The sequence below is a fragment of the Flavobacterium hydrocarbonoxydans genome (assembly GCF_009789235.1).
GTDB lineage: Bacteria > Bacteroidota > Bacteroidia > Flavobacteriales > Flavobacteriaceae > Flavobacterium > Flavobacterium hydrocarbonoxydans.
This window is the reverse complement of sequence record NZ_WSTB01000010.1, coordinates 59,004-75,368: the sequence shown is the minus strand read 5'-3', so window position 1 is coordinate 75,368 and position 16,365 is coordinate 59,004. Positions and strand designations below refer to the sequence as shown.

Here is a 16,365-nt window from a genome sequence, read left to right as displayed (position 1 = left end):
AACAACAAAACTCAAAATATGTAACGTATTATAAGAAACCTATATCATCCAGATATACAATTCCTTTTTCTCCCGAAAACTCCTGCATAAACAATGAGTTGATGGTAGTACCTAATTTTTCTGGGTGCATTTCAGAAATTGGAATAGAAATATTATTCCATTGATTTGCTACAATATCTACCGCTTTACCAGCATCACTATTTGTTTCTCCAATTGAAAACAAAATTCTGGTACTTTTGGTAGAATAAATAGACACTTTCAGATACTCCACCTGAGCAAGATTTATAGTCGGAATTTGCATATAAAGACCGCTCCAGGCGTCATTATTAATTCTTTTAATCGATTTTGTACCTCTGCCTACTTGTTCTGCATTTTGAAAATCTTCCGTTCCACCCCAATTCCAGGTAGAGATTGGTGTTGGCGATCCAGAAAAATCGTCCCCAAAAACTAAATATTTAACCCCAAGTGTTGCTGTATTTGAAGTTCCGTATTCCGTTTCAACCGTTATAAGTGCATACGACTCGAAATCAGCAGGAACTGTCGCTTTAAGTTCAGTTTTTGAAACAGCAGCAAATGTTATGGATTTTGTTCCAAATTTAACCGAAGTAACTTTTACAAAATTAGAACCCGATATCGTAAGCACATCACCAGGAGAAGCAAAAGCCTGAGAAACACCACTAATAACCGGAGCTGGTGGCGCTAAGTCTATTACATTATCCAGGACGTGCACAAAACCATTGTCCCCATAATAATCCAGACCAACGGCTTGTTTATCTGAGCCATTTACTTTCAAAACACCATCTTCAACATCTACAGCAAGCAAATATAAATCTGGATTAGCTGCGTTTGCCAAAGTAGATAACTCACCTGTTTCCAGATAATCTGCCTCTACACCTTCTAATTTACCTACTCTTTTTTTGACTCCTTTTACAACATGACTTAAAACTATTTGCTTCAAATCAGCTTCAGGAACCAGGCTAATATCCGGATAACCTAATGAGTTTACATAACCATTTTTCACTAAGAAGGCTTCGAAAACAGCGTCTGTAGGAACAAAATAGGTGTAATTTTCAGCCGTGTCTAAAGTGGGTTGCAATTTTGTTATTTCGATAGCTTTTGCAAAAAGGCTCAAATTAGTATTCGCCTGAATTAAGCCATAAGCCGAATTGTAGTTTTGCTCTGCTCCGCCAACATCCGGTAACGCATCGTCGCATGAGGTAACAGCCGTTATCAAAAATGCAACTAATGCGAATTGCTTTAATTTATATATAATTTTCATACGTTTATTTTTTATGTTTTTTCTAATGTTATTTTAGTACTAAACCAAAATCATCAATTAAGAGTGTGTTTCCTCCAAAATTTCCAGATTCCTGAAAAGTAATCTCGGTTAATTCCGTTGGATTGCCTACCATACTAAAAGGAATTTCGATATAGGTCCAATCAGACTTAAACGATATTGAAACCGTTGCGCCCCAATTTCCGTTTACAATTCCGATTGCCGTTCCGGTTTTTTCACCCTTGATACTAATTCTGATTGCTTTGTATTTTGACATATCTACTTTAGTCTTGTCGATACCTACATACAAACCATTCCATCCGCCGGCTTTCCAGGCAATACATTTTGATCCTTGTTTAACATCTTTAGTATAAGCCGTATCATAACCGTCAGCAGCATTCCATAAACCATCATACGCTTTAAGTGAGGTATAAGCATCATCAAAAATTGCACTTCCAAAAGATTGTGGCGCTACAGTAGTACCGGACACATTCGTAATGGATAAGTTTTTATATTGAATTCCAGCCGGAACTTTTACTTTAATTTCGGTTAAACTTGAAGAAATAGGCTCTACTTTTATGGTTCCAAAATTTACTACAGGACGTAAAAAATACTCTCCTGTTATGGTAATAATATCACCCTCATTAGGATTGATAGGAAATCCAATAATGTTTGGAGACGGAGGTCTTACTTTTACTTTATATTTTAAAGTACCGATATTGGTTACCAGTTTCAACTCATCCATCTCATTGTAATAAGGTGTTTTTTGATCAACATTTATTACAATGGCGTTATCTGTAACTAAAGTAGGATTGAACTCTGATTTTAATCCATTAAAAGATATTGACTTTAACGTTGCAAAACCAGAACCTCTAATAATATACGTATTTCCTGCATTTATTACATCTGTAGGAACATCTACTTGTCTATCGCCTTCAATTAAAGGATCATCGATAACAGATCTGCTGATACCCGTTACTGCTAAAGAGCCAGAACCTGATGAACTACTATCATCACTTGAACAAGAATTAAGCAGTAAAACTGAAATTGAAGCTAAAAAATAAAACTTCAATAACTTCATATTTTTTATATTTTTCATCATTATTTTATTTAAGAATTATTTAAAAACGTAAGGAACTGGCGCTTCTTTCAACTTTGGATTTTTCCTTACATCATTTGCTGGTTTAGGAAAAATGAAATCTGTTTCTACAGGCGTATAGTGTTTTACACCTTCATAATCAGATCCTCTGTCTTGTTTTGAAATAATTTCAATCGCTTCAGCTCTTGGCAATCTTCCTAAATCGTACCAAAACTCACCTTCGAAAGCAAACTCTACTCTGCGTTCTTTGAATAAGCCCATTTTAGTTAATGGTGTCGTTGCATTCAATTGTGGCAGACCCGCTCTTTTTCTCACTTTGTTAAATGATTCTTTTGCTGCGGCATTATTGGTTTCGTTTGCACCTGCTAAAATTGCCTCGGCGTGAATTAGCAATACATCAGCGTAACGCATGATATAATTACAGTTATTCATAGCTCCCCAATTATCTGCTGGTCCAGTTTCATCCGTTGCCTGACCTACAACATATTTTTTTACTGCTGCTCCTGTTGCATCCAGAAGCCCCGGATACTTATCTTCATCCAAAACAAAACCTACTACATCGTCCGCTTTCATGTTTGGATAAGAATCGCCATAAACCATATAGGACTCTTTTCTTCTAAGATCTCCCGTTTCGAAAGCTTCCTGAATATCATTCGAAGGAATATATACCGCTCCGTAAGACACTCTGTCATTTAAAATATCAAGACCATACTGAACATTAGAAAAATTACCTCCCTGATATTCGTTTATAGCACCAGACCATTGCCAGGAATAAATAGACTCTTCATTATTGTTTTTGCTTGTTAAAAACAAATCAGAAAAATTAGGCAAAAGAGCAAATTCTCCTGAATTAATCACTTTTTCAGCCATTGCTTTTGCATTAGGATAATCCTTTTCATAAAGATATACTTTGGCCAGAAAAGACTCCGCTGTACCTTGCGATACAAATACATTTTCCTGACTTGAACCTCTCATTCTGATTTTTTGTTTCAGATTAGCGGCAGCATATTTTAAATCATTTTCGATGAATTTATACACATCTTCTATTCTGTTATTGTTCACCAATGGGTTTTGAGCAAGTGCTAAATTATCTTCAATAATAGGTACTGGTCCAAATAAACGAACTAAATAGAAATAAGAAACTGCTCTGAAAAAGTGCGCCTCAGCAATTGCATTATCAATCACAGCCTGACTTACGCCCTCTTTTGCATTTGTATTTAAGTTATTAATCAAATCGTTAGATTGCGCAATTACACCAAAACAAGAACGCCAAGGATCGTTTAAGATAAAACTATCAGACGTTAGTTTAAACTGAATTACTTCGTTTCCATCTACATTTGACCAACAGTTTCCTGAAGACATTTCCGAAAGAGCATAGAAACATTTTGTATAAAAAGGAGCCCACATTCTCCCATACATACCGTACGTGGTGCGTTGTACCTGCTCATCAGAAGTATAAAAGTTATCACTTACATAACCATCCTGAGTAGGTCGGTCTAAATAATCATCACTACATGACGCAGACAAAGCCAGCAAAAGCAATACCGCTAAGCTTTTTAAATTTATTTTATATATTTTCATAATAAGTCTTATTAAAATTCAACATTCATTCCTAAAGTAATGGTACGATTCGTAGGATAACGTCCTGAATCAATTCCACTTAATAAAGCATTTTGGTTATAGTCTCCAATTTCAGGATCATAACCAGTGTATTTTGTAAAAGTGTATAAGTTTTGTACACTTGCATAAAATCTTAGTTTGCTTAATTTAGTTTTAGAAATAACATCTGAAGGTAAATTATATCCAAAAGTCAACTGAGAAATTCTCAGATAAGAACCATCCTCAACGTAACGGTCAGAAATAGCGATATTTGGATGACCATCACCTCCGTCAGGTCTAGGGTATTTAGCATCTACATTTTCCGGAGTCCAGAAATCTGCCGCTTCAGCTAATTGATTTTCGTAAAGACGCTGGTTTTTTGTTGCCGCTCTTCCAGTTAAGTTCATTACTTTATTTCCTTGAGATCCTTGCAGGAAAATAGAAAGATCCAGGTTTTTATATCTAAAAGAGTTATTAAAACTATAAATAAAATCGGCCTGAGGATTTCCTATATAGGTTAAATCTTTTTCATCAATTAGACCATCCTGATTTTGATCTACATATTCTACATCTCCTAAAACACTTTTTACAGCTTTGTTTCCTGTAAAAGGAATTGGAGCATTTGCCAACTGTTCGTTTGTTCTAATGATTCCTACGGTTTCGTAACCATAAAACTGACCTATTGGCTGACCAACTTCAGATTTTGTAACGGTTTTAGTCGTATAACCATTAACCTGAACATCTTTTATTAAATCAAAATTTTCAACCAGGCTTAACAATTCATTATTGTTTTTAGAAAATAAAACCGTTGCATCCCATGAAAAGTTCTGGCTAAAGTTGTTAGAATATTTCAAAGTAGCTTCGATACCCTGATTACGCATACTTCCTAAGTTCACCATCGGAGCAGATAACCCTCCCTGATACTGCTCTAAACCGGTAACATAAGTAGGCAGAGGCAATACAAATAAAAATCCTGATGATTGTTTTCTATACACATCTACAGTTGCAAATAATTTAGACTGAAACAAACTAAATTCAAGACCAAGGTTGGTATCCTCAGCAGATTGCCAGGTTAAATCCGGATTAGCAATATTACCAGCCGTAAAGAAATTCCCTAAAGCAGATTTAATCGTTTGTATATTAGACGCATATAATCCGCCTCCAATATTTTGATTACCCGTTTCACCATATCCAATTCTAAATTTAATATTGTCGATATAGTCTTTGGTACCTTCCATAAACTTTTCGTTAGACAATTTCCATGAAGCAGAAATTGCAGGAAAGTATCCCCATCTGTTATCTTCGGCAAAATTAGAACTACCATCAGCTCTTATCGATGCCTGTAAATAATACTTATTATCAAAATCATAGTTTAGAGACCCTAAAAATGAGTACAAAGCATTGCTGCCTTTATATTCGCTAGCCACCAAAGTATTTTGATCTCCAAGATTGATAGAGTGCACATCATTGCTTAGCAAACCACTGATAGACTGGCTGTTTCCAAACCAATGTGCATCATTTGCTTCCTGAACCCCCATTAAGGTAAAATTATGTTTACCGGTAGCGAATCTGTAGCTCAATCTGTTACTTAAATTAATTCCGTACCAGGTATTGGCTCTTTCCGAAAGTTGATTTACTTTGTTTACAGCTGCTCCCCACTCATAGGTAGGCTGAAAATTTTCAAAATTCTGAATGCTTGTAGAACCGTTTAATTCAAAACGATATTCCAAACCTTTTGCCAGTCTGACATTCGTATAAAAATTGGCCTGAAAATTCTTCTGAACCAAATAATTAGTATTCATTAAAGTACTCGCAACCGGATTAATCCAGGAACCCTGAGAACCACCAGCTGGAGGCCCTGCATAAGTTCCGTCTAAATTTCTAACCGCTACATCAGGAGTAGATAAAATAGTAGTACCAATGATACCATCACTATATCCTTCGATAGTGATATTTTGATTGGTGATACCTGCAGTAATATTAACTCCCATTGTCAACCAATCTTTTATTTTAGATTCCAGATTTGTTTTGAAAGTATATCTTTTAAAATCAGATCCAATAACAACTCCATCCTGAGTAAGATATCCTCCAGATACATAATATGATGTTTTATCATTAGCTCCAGAAAATGATAACTGATGGCTCGTCATTAAAGCGGTTCTGTAAATCTCGTCCTGCCAGTCTGTACCATCTCCTAAAACCGAAGGCACAGCAAACTCTTCTCTTGGGGCAACACCATAATATTGAGCCAATGCGTTTTGTTGCTCCGCATATTGACTAAGGTTCATTGTTTTAAGCAATCTGGTAACATCCTGTACAGAAAATGCAGTATCGTAAGTTATTTTTCCAGTACCTTTTTTACCTTTTTTAGTCGTAATAATTACAACTCCGTTTGAAGCTCTGGAACCATAAATTGCAGTAGAAGCCGCATCTTTTAAGATATCCATCGTTTCAATATCATTCGGATTCAGGAATGCCAAAGGGCTATTGGTTACACTTCCCGTGTTTGTACCAATGTAGCCACTTACGATAGTTCCTCCAGTAGCCTGGCTTGTTGCATCACCAGAAACAGGAACTCCATCTATAATATAAAGAGGCTCATTGCTACCGCCTAAAGAAGCGCTACCACGAATTTTCACCGAAACGCTTCCTCCTGGTTTTCCAGAGTTATTCGTCACGACAACTCCAGCTGCTCTACCTTGCAGCAATTGTTCTACCGTAACTTGTTGCGAATCTTTGAAATCTTTAGCTGTAACTGAGGAAATTGCACCAGTAACATCTTTTCTTTTCTGGCTTCTGTATCCAACATTTACCAAAACTTCACGTAAATCTTCGGCACTAAGTTTAAGAACAACATTTATAGTTCCGCCATTGTTTACATTAATTGTTTTGGTAATATATCCTATAAAAGATACACTAATAGTAGCATTAGCAGGTGCCTCGATAGAATACTTTCCATCAAAATCTGTAGATACCGACTTTTTGGCTCCAACTACTGCAATGTTAGCACCTGGAATAGAAAGTCCTTTATCATCCGAAACAACACCTGTAATTTTTACCTGGGCGGTCATAATATTGCTGGCGAGCAGCAAAAACAAAATCAAAGGAATAGCTTTGTGGTTCGCTCTCCAATGATCGAAATTAGTCATTAGTTTTTTCATAATAAGTGTTTGGTTAGTTTAAAGTGATCATTTAAATCTTTGAAATAATTTGGTGAGATTTATCTAAAAGATTATTTAACAAAACTATAACAGAACCAAACATCATATTAATAGTATTATATCAATTAATGATAGAATTTTTACTATAATGCTTTAAAAAAATACATATAAAAATAAAACTGCCAAAAAATTACATTATTCGCAATCAACACTATTCTAAACTCCTTTGTGATTAAACAAAATCTAAGGATTTATTGAAAAATCAAACGATTTCGTTAAAAATAATATTTGTACATGCAAAAAAAGTATCACTACAAAATACGCTTCAAGCCGGAAAAATCTTCCCTATACTGACTTGGAGTACAGTTTTTTATCGCTTTAAAACTACGATTGAAGTTGGCTATATTATTAAAACCCGACTTAAATGCTACTTCAGAAACACTCATATCTTTCTCTACAAGCCATCTTGCCGCATAACCAATCCTGATATCATTTATATAGTTGACAAAAGTTTTTCCTGTACGTTTTTTTATAAACCGATTAAAGGAAATAATAGACATACTGGCGACATTTGCAGCATCTTCTAAAGTAATCTTATCAGCAAAATGTTTTTGTACATATTCGTAAACCAACTTCATTTTATCATAATCATCAAACGTATCATAATCAACCGTATAGGTCGAAAGCAAACGCTGATTTCTGGAATTGGCAAGATCATATAATAAAGAGGTTATTTCTAAAAAATAATCCATACCATCTAATTTAGAAAGCTTTACCAGTCTGGGCGTTAATTCTTCGGCTACTTTTTTCGAAAATAAAATACCATGAATAGATCGGTTAAACATATCCCGAATAGGATTCATAATACGCCTGGACAACAACGATTCGTGAAATAAATCATTATGAAACTGAATCGTAATTTCATGAATTTTTTTGCTTGTACATTTATTGAGTTCCCAGCCGTGATATAAATTCGGGCCTATTAAAACCAATTCGACATTATCGATTTCTTCAATATTATCACCCACAACCCTTCTAACTCCTTTTCCGTTTAAAATAAAATTTATTTCAAATTCCGGATGATAATGCACCGGAAAATCGAAGCTATCCTTTACTCTGTCAAAAACCAAAAAACTATCTCCCGCCGAAAGTGGCGCAATCTCCCTGTAAAAATTTTTAGCGGTACTCATTTCTATTTCGTAGTATTATAATTAAAAGTGATTTTTTTTATTGCAATAATATGATATATAATTGATAAAATAATATTAATTACACGCTTATCATACAATTATCTTTGAAAAATACAATTGTATATTCTACAAAAAGTATATTAATAATAAACATTAATCGTTTTTTATCTAATATCTTTTTATAGTTTTGATAATTAAAGCAGTAAAACAATATTTAATTATAAGTTGTAAAAAAAGACTTTTACGATTAGGTTTTAAATAGTGCTTTTAGAGTCCCTCATCCAAAAAATAAATGAACCATTATGAAAAAAAGCTTTATAACATATATTTTTATGGTTTTGACAATAAGTTCCTGTCGATCCCAAAACACTAAAACTGATACTAATTTGTCACTTTCAGATAAAAAATCGACTCCTGAAACCATTTTATTGTATAAAAAACTAAATCGATTAACCCAAAAAGGTTTTCTTTTTGGCCATCAGGACGACCTTGCTTACGGTGTAAACTGGAAATATGAGGCAGGACGAAGCGATATAAAAGATGTGGTTGGCGATTATCCTGGGGTTTATGGCTGGGACATAGCTGGATTAGAAAACGGTCTCCCAAACAATATTGACGGTGTTCCTTTTGATAAAATGAAACAATATATAGAGGATGCCAATGCAAGAGGCGGAATCTCAACCATAAGCTGGCATTTTGACAATCCAGCAACCGGAAAAAATGCCTGGGACAACACACCCAACTCTCTCAAAACAGTACTTCCTGGAGCTGAAAATCATGCTAAATTTACTTCCTGGTTAGATAAAGCCGCTGCTTTTTTTCTTTCATTACAAGATAAAAACGGAAAAAACATACCTGTTTTATTCCGTCCTTATCATGAATTAACCGGTGGCTGGTTTTGGTGGGGAAAAGGAAATTGTACGCCTGAGGAATTTAAAACTTTATGGAAATTTACTTTTGATTATTTGCAAAAAAAAGGCGTACATAACTTAATTTATGTTTACAATACGAGCAGTTTTAAAACTGAAGAAGAATTCCTAACCAATTATCCTGGTGACGATTATGCAGACATCATAAGCTTTGACAGTTACCAGAACAACAACGACAAAGAAGGCACGAGATTTATTGAAGAAGTTCAAAGTCAATTTAAGATTATTGATAAAATTGGTACAAGACAACACAAACTTATTGCCTTAGCCGAAGCCGGATACGAAGCAATTCCAGATCCAAAATGGTGGACCGGAACTTTACTTAAAGCCGTTGGCGATTACAAACCCTCTTATGTTTTGTTATGGAGAAATCATGGCTGGCAGGATAAAGAGCAAAAAATGCACTATTACGCGCCGTATAAAGGTCAGGTAAGCGAAAAAGACTTTGTTGATTTCTATAATCTTGATAACACTTTATTCGAAAAAGACATTCCAAAAACTAAAAAATAACTACCCCAAATCTAATTTCAACCTTTAAAAAAAACCTAATGCACGACAAAATTAGTTTAAAAGAAAAAATAGGCTACGGTCTTGGAGATGCAGCTTCCTCCATGTTCTGGAAAATCTTCAGTATGTACCTGTTGTTTTTCTACACCGATGTTTTCGGTCTGGCTCCAGCCGTTGTGGGAACCATGTTTTTAATTACCCGAATCTGGGATTCCTGTTTTGATCCAATTGTTGGAATCATTGCTGACAGAACCAAAAGCAAATGGGGGAAATTCAGACCCTATCTTTTATGGGTAGCCGTGCCTTTTGCAGTTATTGGCGTACTTACTTTTTACACGCCTGATTTTGACGAAAAAGGAAAAATTATTTATGCTTACGTAACTTATTCGCTGATGATGATGATTTATTCTTTGATAAACGTGCCGTATGCGTCGCTTTTGGGTGTTATGTCATCAGACCGAAAAGAAAGAACCACACTTTCGTCTTACCGAATGGTTTTTGCTTTTGGAGGAAGTCTTTTGGCGCTTTGGCTAATTGAACCCTTAGTGAATTACTTTGGCGGAAGCCTAAACTCAAAAACAGGCTGGCTGGCTACAATTGCTGTTTTTGGAGTGATTACTACAATTTTCTTTTGGGGATGTTTCCTTTGGACAAAAGAAAGAGTAAAACCAATTGAAAACGAAAAAAATGATTTAAAAGAAGACTTAAAAGATTTATTAAAAAATAAACCGTGGTGGATTTTATTAGGAGCCGGAATAGGCACTTTGGTATTCAATTCTATCCGTGACGGAGCCGCTGTTTATTATTTTAAATATTACGTGAGCAGTACTGTAAACTTTGATTTTTCGTTATTCGGAACTGATTTTCACATGGCACCTACCTCAATCTATCTGGTTTTGGGACAGGCTGCAAACATAATAGGTGTAATTGCCGCAACGCCCATTGCGAACCGAATAGGTAAAAAGAAAACCTTCTTTGGCGCAATGGCTTTAGCAGCTATACTGAGCGTCATCTTTTATTTCTTCGGAAAAGAAGATGTATTCCTGATTATGACTTTTCAGGTTTTAATCAGTATTTGTGCAGGCTGCATTTTCCCTCTTATCTGGTCAATGTATGCCGATAGCGCAGATTACTCCGAATGGAAACAAGGCCGTAGAGCAACTGGATTGGTTTTCTCAGCTTCCTCCATGTCCCAAAAATTTGGGTGGACCATTGGTGGTGCCGGAGCAGGATGGCTTTTGGGTTACTATGGTTTTCAGGCCAATGTCGAGCAAACTGCGACCACTCAAAACGGAATTCAGTTAATGTTAAGCATACTTCCTGCGATTGCTGCGGCAATATCAGTAGCGTTTATTGCCTTCTATCCTTTGTCTGAAGAAAAATTACAAATAATTGAACAAGATTTAAACGAAAAAAGAGACCAATCAAATTAAAGAATAATACAGATACAGAAATCGATTTATATGACAGCAATAGCCACTTCAACTACATTTCAGGATAGAAAAGTAGCGTTAGAAAAAGAGCATAAAACACTTTTAGAGCAAAAAAACCAACCTCAAAACACAGCAGGGAACGGTATTTATACGCGTTACCAAAATCCTGTCGTTACAGCATCACATATTCCATTAAACTGGCGTTTTGATTTTAACGAAAACACCAATCCATTTTTACAGGAACGAATAGGAATAAATGCAGCTTTCAATGCCGGAGCCATGAAATGGAATGATAAATACCTATTGGCCGTTCGCGTTGAAGGAATTGACAGAAAATCATTTTTTGCCATTGCCGAAAGTCCAAATGGTATCGATAATTTTAAATTTTGGGCAAAACCATGCGTGATTCCACAAACTGAAGAACCGGACACCAACGTTTATGACATGCGTTTGATAAACCATGAAGACGGTTGGGTTTACGGTATTTTTTGTACCGAAAGAAAAGATCCGAATGCACCAAAAGGCGATACCAGTTCGGCTGTAGCCAATGCAGGAATCGTACGTACTAAAGATTTAGTAAACTGGGAAAGACTTCCTGATTTAATTTCGAATACAGGACAGCAGCGCAACGTCGTTTTGCACCCTGAGTTTGTAAACGGAAAATACGCTTTATACACACGTCCGCAGGATGGTTTTATTGATGTTGGAAACGGTGGCGGAATAGGATTAGGCTATGTTGATGATATGACCAATCCGGAAGTAAAAGAAGAGAAAATCATTTTCAGCAAGCAATATCATACGATTTACGAATTGAAAAATGGTTTGGGTCCGGCTCCAATAAAAACAGATAAAGGCTGGCTGCATTTAGCACACGGTGTTCGTAATACGGCTGCAGGATTGCGTTATACCCTTTATATGTTCATGACCGATCTGAATGATATTACCAAAGTTACGCACGTTCCGGCTGGTCATTTTATGGGTCCTGAAGGAATTGAAAGAGTTGGTGATGTATCGAATGTATTGTTCACAAACGGATGGATTGAGGATAACGATGGTACAGTTTATATTTACTACGCATCATCGGATACGAGAATGCATGTGGCGGTTTCATCTGTAGCACAATTAGTTGATTATGTAACGAATGCTCCTGAAGACACTTTTATTTCAGCAGGTTCTGTAAATACAATCATCAAACTAATTGATAAAAACAACGCAATTTAATCTATCGTGTCAGTACAATTAAACCAACTCAAAACCGAACTGTCAGCAGAGCTTGATTCCATTTTAAATTATTGGTCTAAAAACGCCCTGGATATTAAAAATGGTGGTTTTGTAGGTCAGATTGATTTTAATAATCAGATTATTCCCGAAACAGAAAAAGGCTCAGTTTTAACAGCCCGAATTTTATGGACCTTTTCTTCCAGCTATCAGATTTCGAAAAAAGAAGAGCATCTGAAGATTGCTAAAAGAGCTTTTGAATTTCTGTCGGCGAATTTTTATGATGCTGAATTTGGTGGTTTATTTTGGAGTATCAACCCTGATAAAACGCCAAAGGATACTAAAAATCAGATTTATGCTCTGGCTTTTTCGATTTATGGTTTATCCGAATATTATGTTATTTCTAAAGATCAAAAAGCTTTAGAAATAGCAAAAAATTTATATCAAAAAATACAACAACACAGTTACGATCCTGTAAACAAAGGCTATTTCGAAGCCCTGACACGCGACTGGCAGCCTATTGAAGATTTACGCCTGAGCGACAAAGATGCCAATGAAAAAAAGACCATGAATACGCATTTGCATATCGTTGAAGGGTACGCAAATTTGTACAAAGTCTGGAAAGACGAAACGCTTAAAAACGATATCATTGAGTTATTACAAACTATCGAAAAGCATTTTATCAATACCGAAACAGGTCATTTACGATTGTTTTTTGATGAAAACTGGGTCGAAAAACCAGACGTTATTTCGTACGGTCATGATATCGAAGCAGCCTGGCTTTTATTGCAATGTGCTGAAATTACAGAAAACAAAACTTTAATTGATCATTATAAAAAGTATGCCATTCTAATGGCAGATGTTACCCTGGAAGGTTTAGATGCTGATGGAGGATTATGGTACGAATTTGATCCTGAAAAGAATGAATTAGTTGCCGAAAAACACTGGTGGGTTCAGGCCGAAGCGTTGATTGGGTTTTATAATGCGTATCAGTTAACAGGTGATGAAAAATATTTAGAAATTGTTTTTGAAAGTTGGGAATTCATTCAAAAACACCTTTTGGATACTCAAAACGGTGAATGGTTTTGGGGAATAAATCGTGATTATTCGCTAATGAAAAATGACAAAGCAGGATTCTGGAAATGTCCATATCACAATGGCAGAGCGTGTATCGAGCTTATTAGCCGAATTAAAACCTAACCAAAGATGAAAAATACTTTTTTTAAATTAGCTTTAATAAGTTTATCGTTTCTTTCGGCAACAAGCTGTTCTTCTGATAAAACAACTGAAGAAGAAGAGGAAGTTATCGTTACACCTCCACCGGTTGTAGAAACAGATCCTTTGACCACAACAAATGTTGCCACTTATATGGTCGATAAAAATGCAACTCCGGAAACGGCTGCCTTATTTTATAATTTAAAAAAGTTAGCCAAAACAAAATTCGCCATTGGCCAGCAAGATGCTTTTAACAGCTTTTACCAGGATACAGGAGGCGACTCTGACATTAAGAAAAATACGGGTTATGACCCTGCAGTATTAGGTTCTGACTTTATGTTTATTACCGATAAAAACAATAATAATCAGTCGGATAACTGGTTTTATCAGCAAGAGCAAAAAATTACAAGTGATGTAAAGGCTGCTTACGCAAAAGGGATAATCAATACTTTTAGCTGGCATATTCGCGAACCGAACAAAGAAGATTCTTTTTATACCGATGATATGACTGCTGATGAAAAAGCAACCGCCTTTAAAAGTATTTTGCCTGGTGGAACCAATCATGAATGGTACAAGAAAAAACTCGACAAGGTTGCGAGTGTTGTACTGAATTTAAAAGGTTCAAAAGGCGAACTGATTCCTATAATTTTCAGGCCTTTTCATGAATTTGACGGAAGCTGGTTTTGGTGGGGAGCAAATTTTTCGACCCCGGATGAATACAAAAAAGCGTATCAGTTTACAGTTGATTACTTAAAAAACACAAAAGGAGTTCACAATATTTTATACGCCTTTTCTCCTGACAACTCCTATACTACAGAGGTCAGTTATTTGAGCCGTTATCCTGGTGATACCTACGTTGATATCATAGGTATGGATAATTATGGTGACTTTAACAATCAGGGGCAAAATGGTGCTGACAAAGCAAATGCTAAAATGAAAATAATTTCGGATTTAGCGAAAACAAAAGTAAAAATTGCTGCCATGACCGAAACCGGTTATAGCGTTACAAGTTCAACTGCTCCGATAGAAAATTGGTTTTCGACTTATTTGTACAGTGCCTTAACTGCTAATGATATCGAAGTGAGTTATGTGCTCTTTTGGAATAATAATATGGATGGATACTATGTACCAAATGCAGCAGCGCCCAATGCAAATGATTTTAAAACTTTTGCCACTAAATCAAAATCGGCATTAGTGAATTCTTTGCCAAAAATGTATGAATTGCCTAAATAAAAACAGCAAAATTATCGTTCTTTATAGCTTCTTAAAAAACGTATTGCCCTAGCCCTGATAGAAGTGGAAATCCTTTTGTTTTTTTCTTTAAAAAACAAAAGATTGCAACGGATAGCAGGATTAGCTCCCAAAAAAAAATAATATATGAAAAACAGACTTTTAAAAACACTTGGTTTAGCACTGGTTTTTGCTACACTTTCGGCGCAGGCCCAGGAAAGAATCACGGTAAAAGGAACAGAATTTTATAAAGGTGATAAGCCTTACGCTTACATTGGAACCAATTATTGGTACGGAAGTTTACTGGCTTCGAAAAAAGTGGGTGATCGAAAAAGATTGATTCGTGAGCTGGATTTAATGAAGAAAAACGGTATTGATAACCTGCGTATTCTGGTGGGTGCTGATGGTGGAAAATATGATTTTACCGTTCGCCCGGCGTTGCAGTATGAGCAGGGAAAATACGATGAGGATTTACTGGATGGACTGGATTTTTTGATGAATGAAATGGCGAAGCGCAAAATGTATGCGGTTTTGTATTTGACAAACAACTGGGAATGGTCTGGCGGAATGTCGCAATATTTGGAGTGGAATGGCAAAGGGCCGATTCCGGTTCCGAACATCGCTCCCAATACCTGGCCGCAGTTTATGGAATATACACAGCAATTTTACAGTTGTGATTCTTGTATGGAGGCTTTGGAAAACCATGTAAAATTTATCATGACCCGTACAAATTCCTATTCAAAAAAGAAATATACGGATGACAACACTATTATGGCTTGGCAAGTTGGAAATGAACCAAGACTTTTTACTGTTGAAAACGAGCAAAAATTCACACTTTGGCTGAACAATATTGTTAATTTAATGGACAGTTTAGATAAAAATCATTTGATTTCTACAGGCTCAGAAGGTTTGAACAGCTCGAACGATGATATAGGGATTTTTGAAAGAACGCACGTAAATCCAAATATTGATTATTTAACAATGCACATCTGGCCTAAAAACTGGAACTGGTTTAAAGCAGACGATGCTGAAAAAACATTACCCACCACTATCGAAAATGCCGGTAAATATATCGACGCTCATATTGCGGTAGCAAATAATCTGAAAAGACCCATAATCATTGAAGAATTTGGTTTACCAAGAGAAAACGAGAGTTTGCTAAATAACGCATCGGTAACCAACAGAAACACTTTTTATACTTATGTTTTTGATCGCATTGTAGAAAGCCGCAAAAATAACGGTCCGTTGCAGGCAGCGAATTTCTGGGGATTTGGCGGTGAAGGCAAACCTGTAAACGAATCAGGTAAATGGAGTCCGGGTGATCCGTTGACTACTGATCCACCTCAGGAGCCTCAAGGTTTAAACACTGTTTTTTCTAGCGACAAATTGACTCTCGAAATTGTAAAAAAATACAACTCGAAACTAAAGAAAAAATAATTATTCTCACCTCACCATATAAGTGATATAAGTTCATCAAAACATACGCATAGCTTGTTAAATGAACTTAT

At 35.9% G+C, this 16,365-nt stretch carries 11 protein-coding genes; 6 read left to right on the top strand and 5 right to left on the bottom strand.

Annotated features, from left to right (window positions below):
• Window positions 1-28 precede the first annotated feature (28 nt).
• From GON26_RS16580 to GON26_RS16560, 5 genes are all read right to left on the bottom strand, one after another.
• Entirely contained in the window at window positions 29-1,279 is a 1,251-nt protein-coding gene (locus GON26_RS16580) for a fasciclin domain-containing protein (protein WP_160375889.1), read from the bottom strand.
• A gap of 28 nt (window positions 1,280-1,307) precedes the next feature.
• A complete protein-coding gene (locus GON26_RS16575; protein ID WP_160375888.1) occupies window positions 1,308-2,375 on the bottom strand; it encodes an IPT/TIG domain-containing protein in 1,068 nt (355 codons plus the stop codon).
• Between the two features lie 18 nt (window positions 2,376-2,393).
• A complete protein-coding gene (locus GON26_RS16570) occupies window positions 2,394-3,956 on the bottom strand; it encodes a RagB/SusD family nutrient uptake outer membrane protein (RefSeq protein WP_160375887.1) in 1,563 nt (520 codons plus the stop codon).
• Window positions 3,957-3,967: 11 nt separating this feature from the next.
• A complete protein-coding gene (locus GON26_RS16565) occupies window positions 3,968-7,135 on the bottom strand; it encodes a SusC/RagA family TonB-linked outer membrane protein (RefSeq protein WP_160375886.1) in 3,168 nt (1,055 codons plus the stop codon).
• Window positions 7,136-7,446: 311 nt separating this feature from the next.
• On the bottom strand, window positions 7,447-8,325 hold the full coding sequence (locus GON26_RS16560) for a helix-turn-helix domain-containing protein (RefSeq protein ID WP_160375885.1): 879 nt from the start codon (window positions 8,323-8,325) through the stop codon (window positions 7,447-7,449).
• Between the two features lie 302 nt (window positions 8,326-8,627).
• Between GON26_RS16560 and GON26_RS16555 the strand changes: the two genes are divergently transcribed.
• The 6 genes from GON26_RS16555 to GON26_RS16530 all read left to right on the top strand — a co-directional run bounded on the left by GON26_RS16555 (window position 8,628) and on the right by GON26_RS16530 (window position 16,294).
• Window positions 8,628-9,764, top strand: coding sequence for a glycoside hydrolase family 26 protein (locus GON26_RS16555; protein ID WP_230407956.1), 1,137 nt, complete (start codon window positions 8,628-8,630; stop codon window positions 9,762-9,764).
• A 38-nt stretch (window positions 9,765-9,802) separates the two neighbouring features.
• Window positions 9,803-11,194 carry an MFS transporter gene (locus GON26_RS16550; protein WP_160375884.1) on the top strand — a complete coding sequence of 464 codons (1,392 nt, stop codon included), beginning with the start codon at window positions 9,803-9,805 and terminating at the stop codon, window positions 11,192-11,194.
• Window positions 11,195-11,224: 30 nt separating this feature from the next.
• Complete coding sequence (locus tag GON26_RS16545) at window positions 11,225-12,415, top strand: glycoside hydrolase family 130 protein (protein ID WP_160375883.1); 1,191 nt, start codon at window positions 11,225-11,227, stop codon at window positions 12,413-12,415.
• 6 nt (window positions 12,416-12,421) lie between these two features.
• Window positions 12,422-13,612: an AGE family epimerase/isomerase gene (locus GON26_RS16540; RefSeq protein WP_160375882.1), complete on the top strand. Its 1,191-nt coding sequence runs from the start codon at window positions 12,422-12,424 to the stop codon at window positions 13,610-13,612.
• 6 nt (window positions 13,613-13,618) lie between these two features.
• Complete coding sequence (locus GON26_RS16535) at window positions 13,619-14,860, top strand: glycoside hydrolase family 26 protein (protein WP_160375881.1); 1,242 nt, start codon at window positions 13,619-13,621, stop codon at window positions 14,858-14,860.
• A gap of 144 nt (window positions 14,861-15,004) precedes the next feature.
• Window positions 15,005-16,294, top strand: a complete 1,290-nt coding sequence (locus GON26_RS16530; protein WP_160375880.1) for a glycoside hydrolase 5 family protein — start codon at window positions 15,005-15,007, stop codon at window positions 16,292-16,294.
• Window positions 16,295-16,365: the final 71 nt, after the last annotated feature.

What these genes read in the sequence shown, in the direction of transcription:
- GON26_RS16580 (WP_160375889.1), bottom strand. Translation starts at nt 1,279, where the DNA reads ATGAAAATTATATATAAATTAAAGCAATTCGCATTAGTTGCATTTTTG.
- GON26_RS16575 (WP_160375888.1), bottom strand. Translation starts at nt 2,375, where the DNA reads ATGAAAAATATAAAAAATATGAAGTTATTGAAGTTTTATTTTTTAGCT.
- GON26_RS16570 (WP_160375887.1), bottom strand. Translation starts at nt 3,956, where the DNA reads ATGAAAATATATAAAATAAATTTAAAAAGCTTAGCGGTATTGCTTTTG.
- GON26_RS16565 (WP_160375886.1), bottom strand. Translation starts at nt 7,135, where the DNA reads ATGAAAAAACTAATGACTAATTTCGATCATTGGAGAGCGAACCACAAA.
- GON26_RS16560 (WP_160375885.1), bottom strand. Translation starts at nt 8,325, where the DNA reads ATGAGTACCGCTAAAAATTTTTACAGGGAGATTGCGCCACTTTCGGCG.
- GON26_RS16555 (WP_230407956.1), top strand. Translation starts at nt 8,628, where the DNA reads ATGAAAAAAAGCTTTATAACATATATTTTTATGGTTTTGACAATAAGT.
- GON26_RS16550 (WP_160375884.1), top strand. Translation starts at nt 9,803, where the DNA reads ATGCACGACAAAATTAGTTTAAAAGAAAAAATAGGCTACGGTCTTGGA.
- GON26_RS16545 (WP_160375883.1), top strand. Translation starts at nt 11,225, where the DNA reads ATGACAGCAATAGCCACTTCAACTACATTTCAGGATAGAAAAGTAGCG.
- GON26_RS16535 (WP_160375881.1), top strand. Translation starts at nt 13,619, where the DNA reads ATGAAAAATACTTTTTTTAAATTAGCTTTAATAAGTTTATCGTTTCTT.
- GON26_RS16530 (WP_160375880.1), top strand. Translation starts at nt 15,005, where the DNA reads ATGAAAAACAGACTTTTAAAAACACTTGGTTTAGCACTGGTTTTTGCT.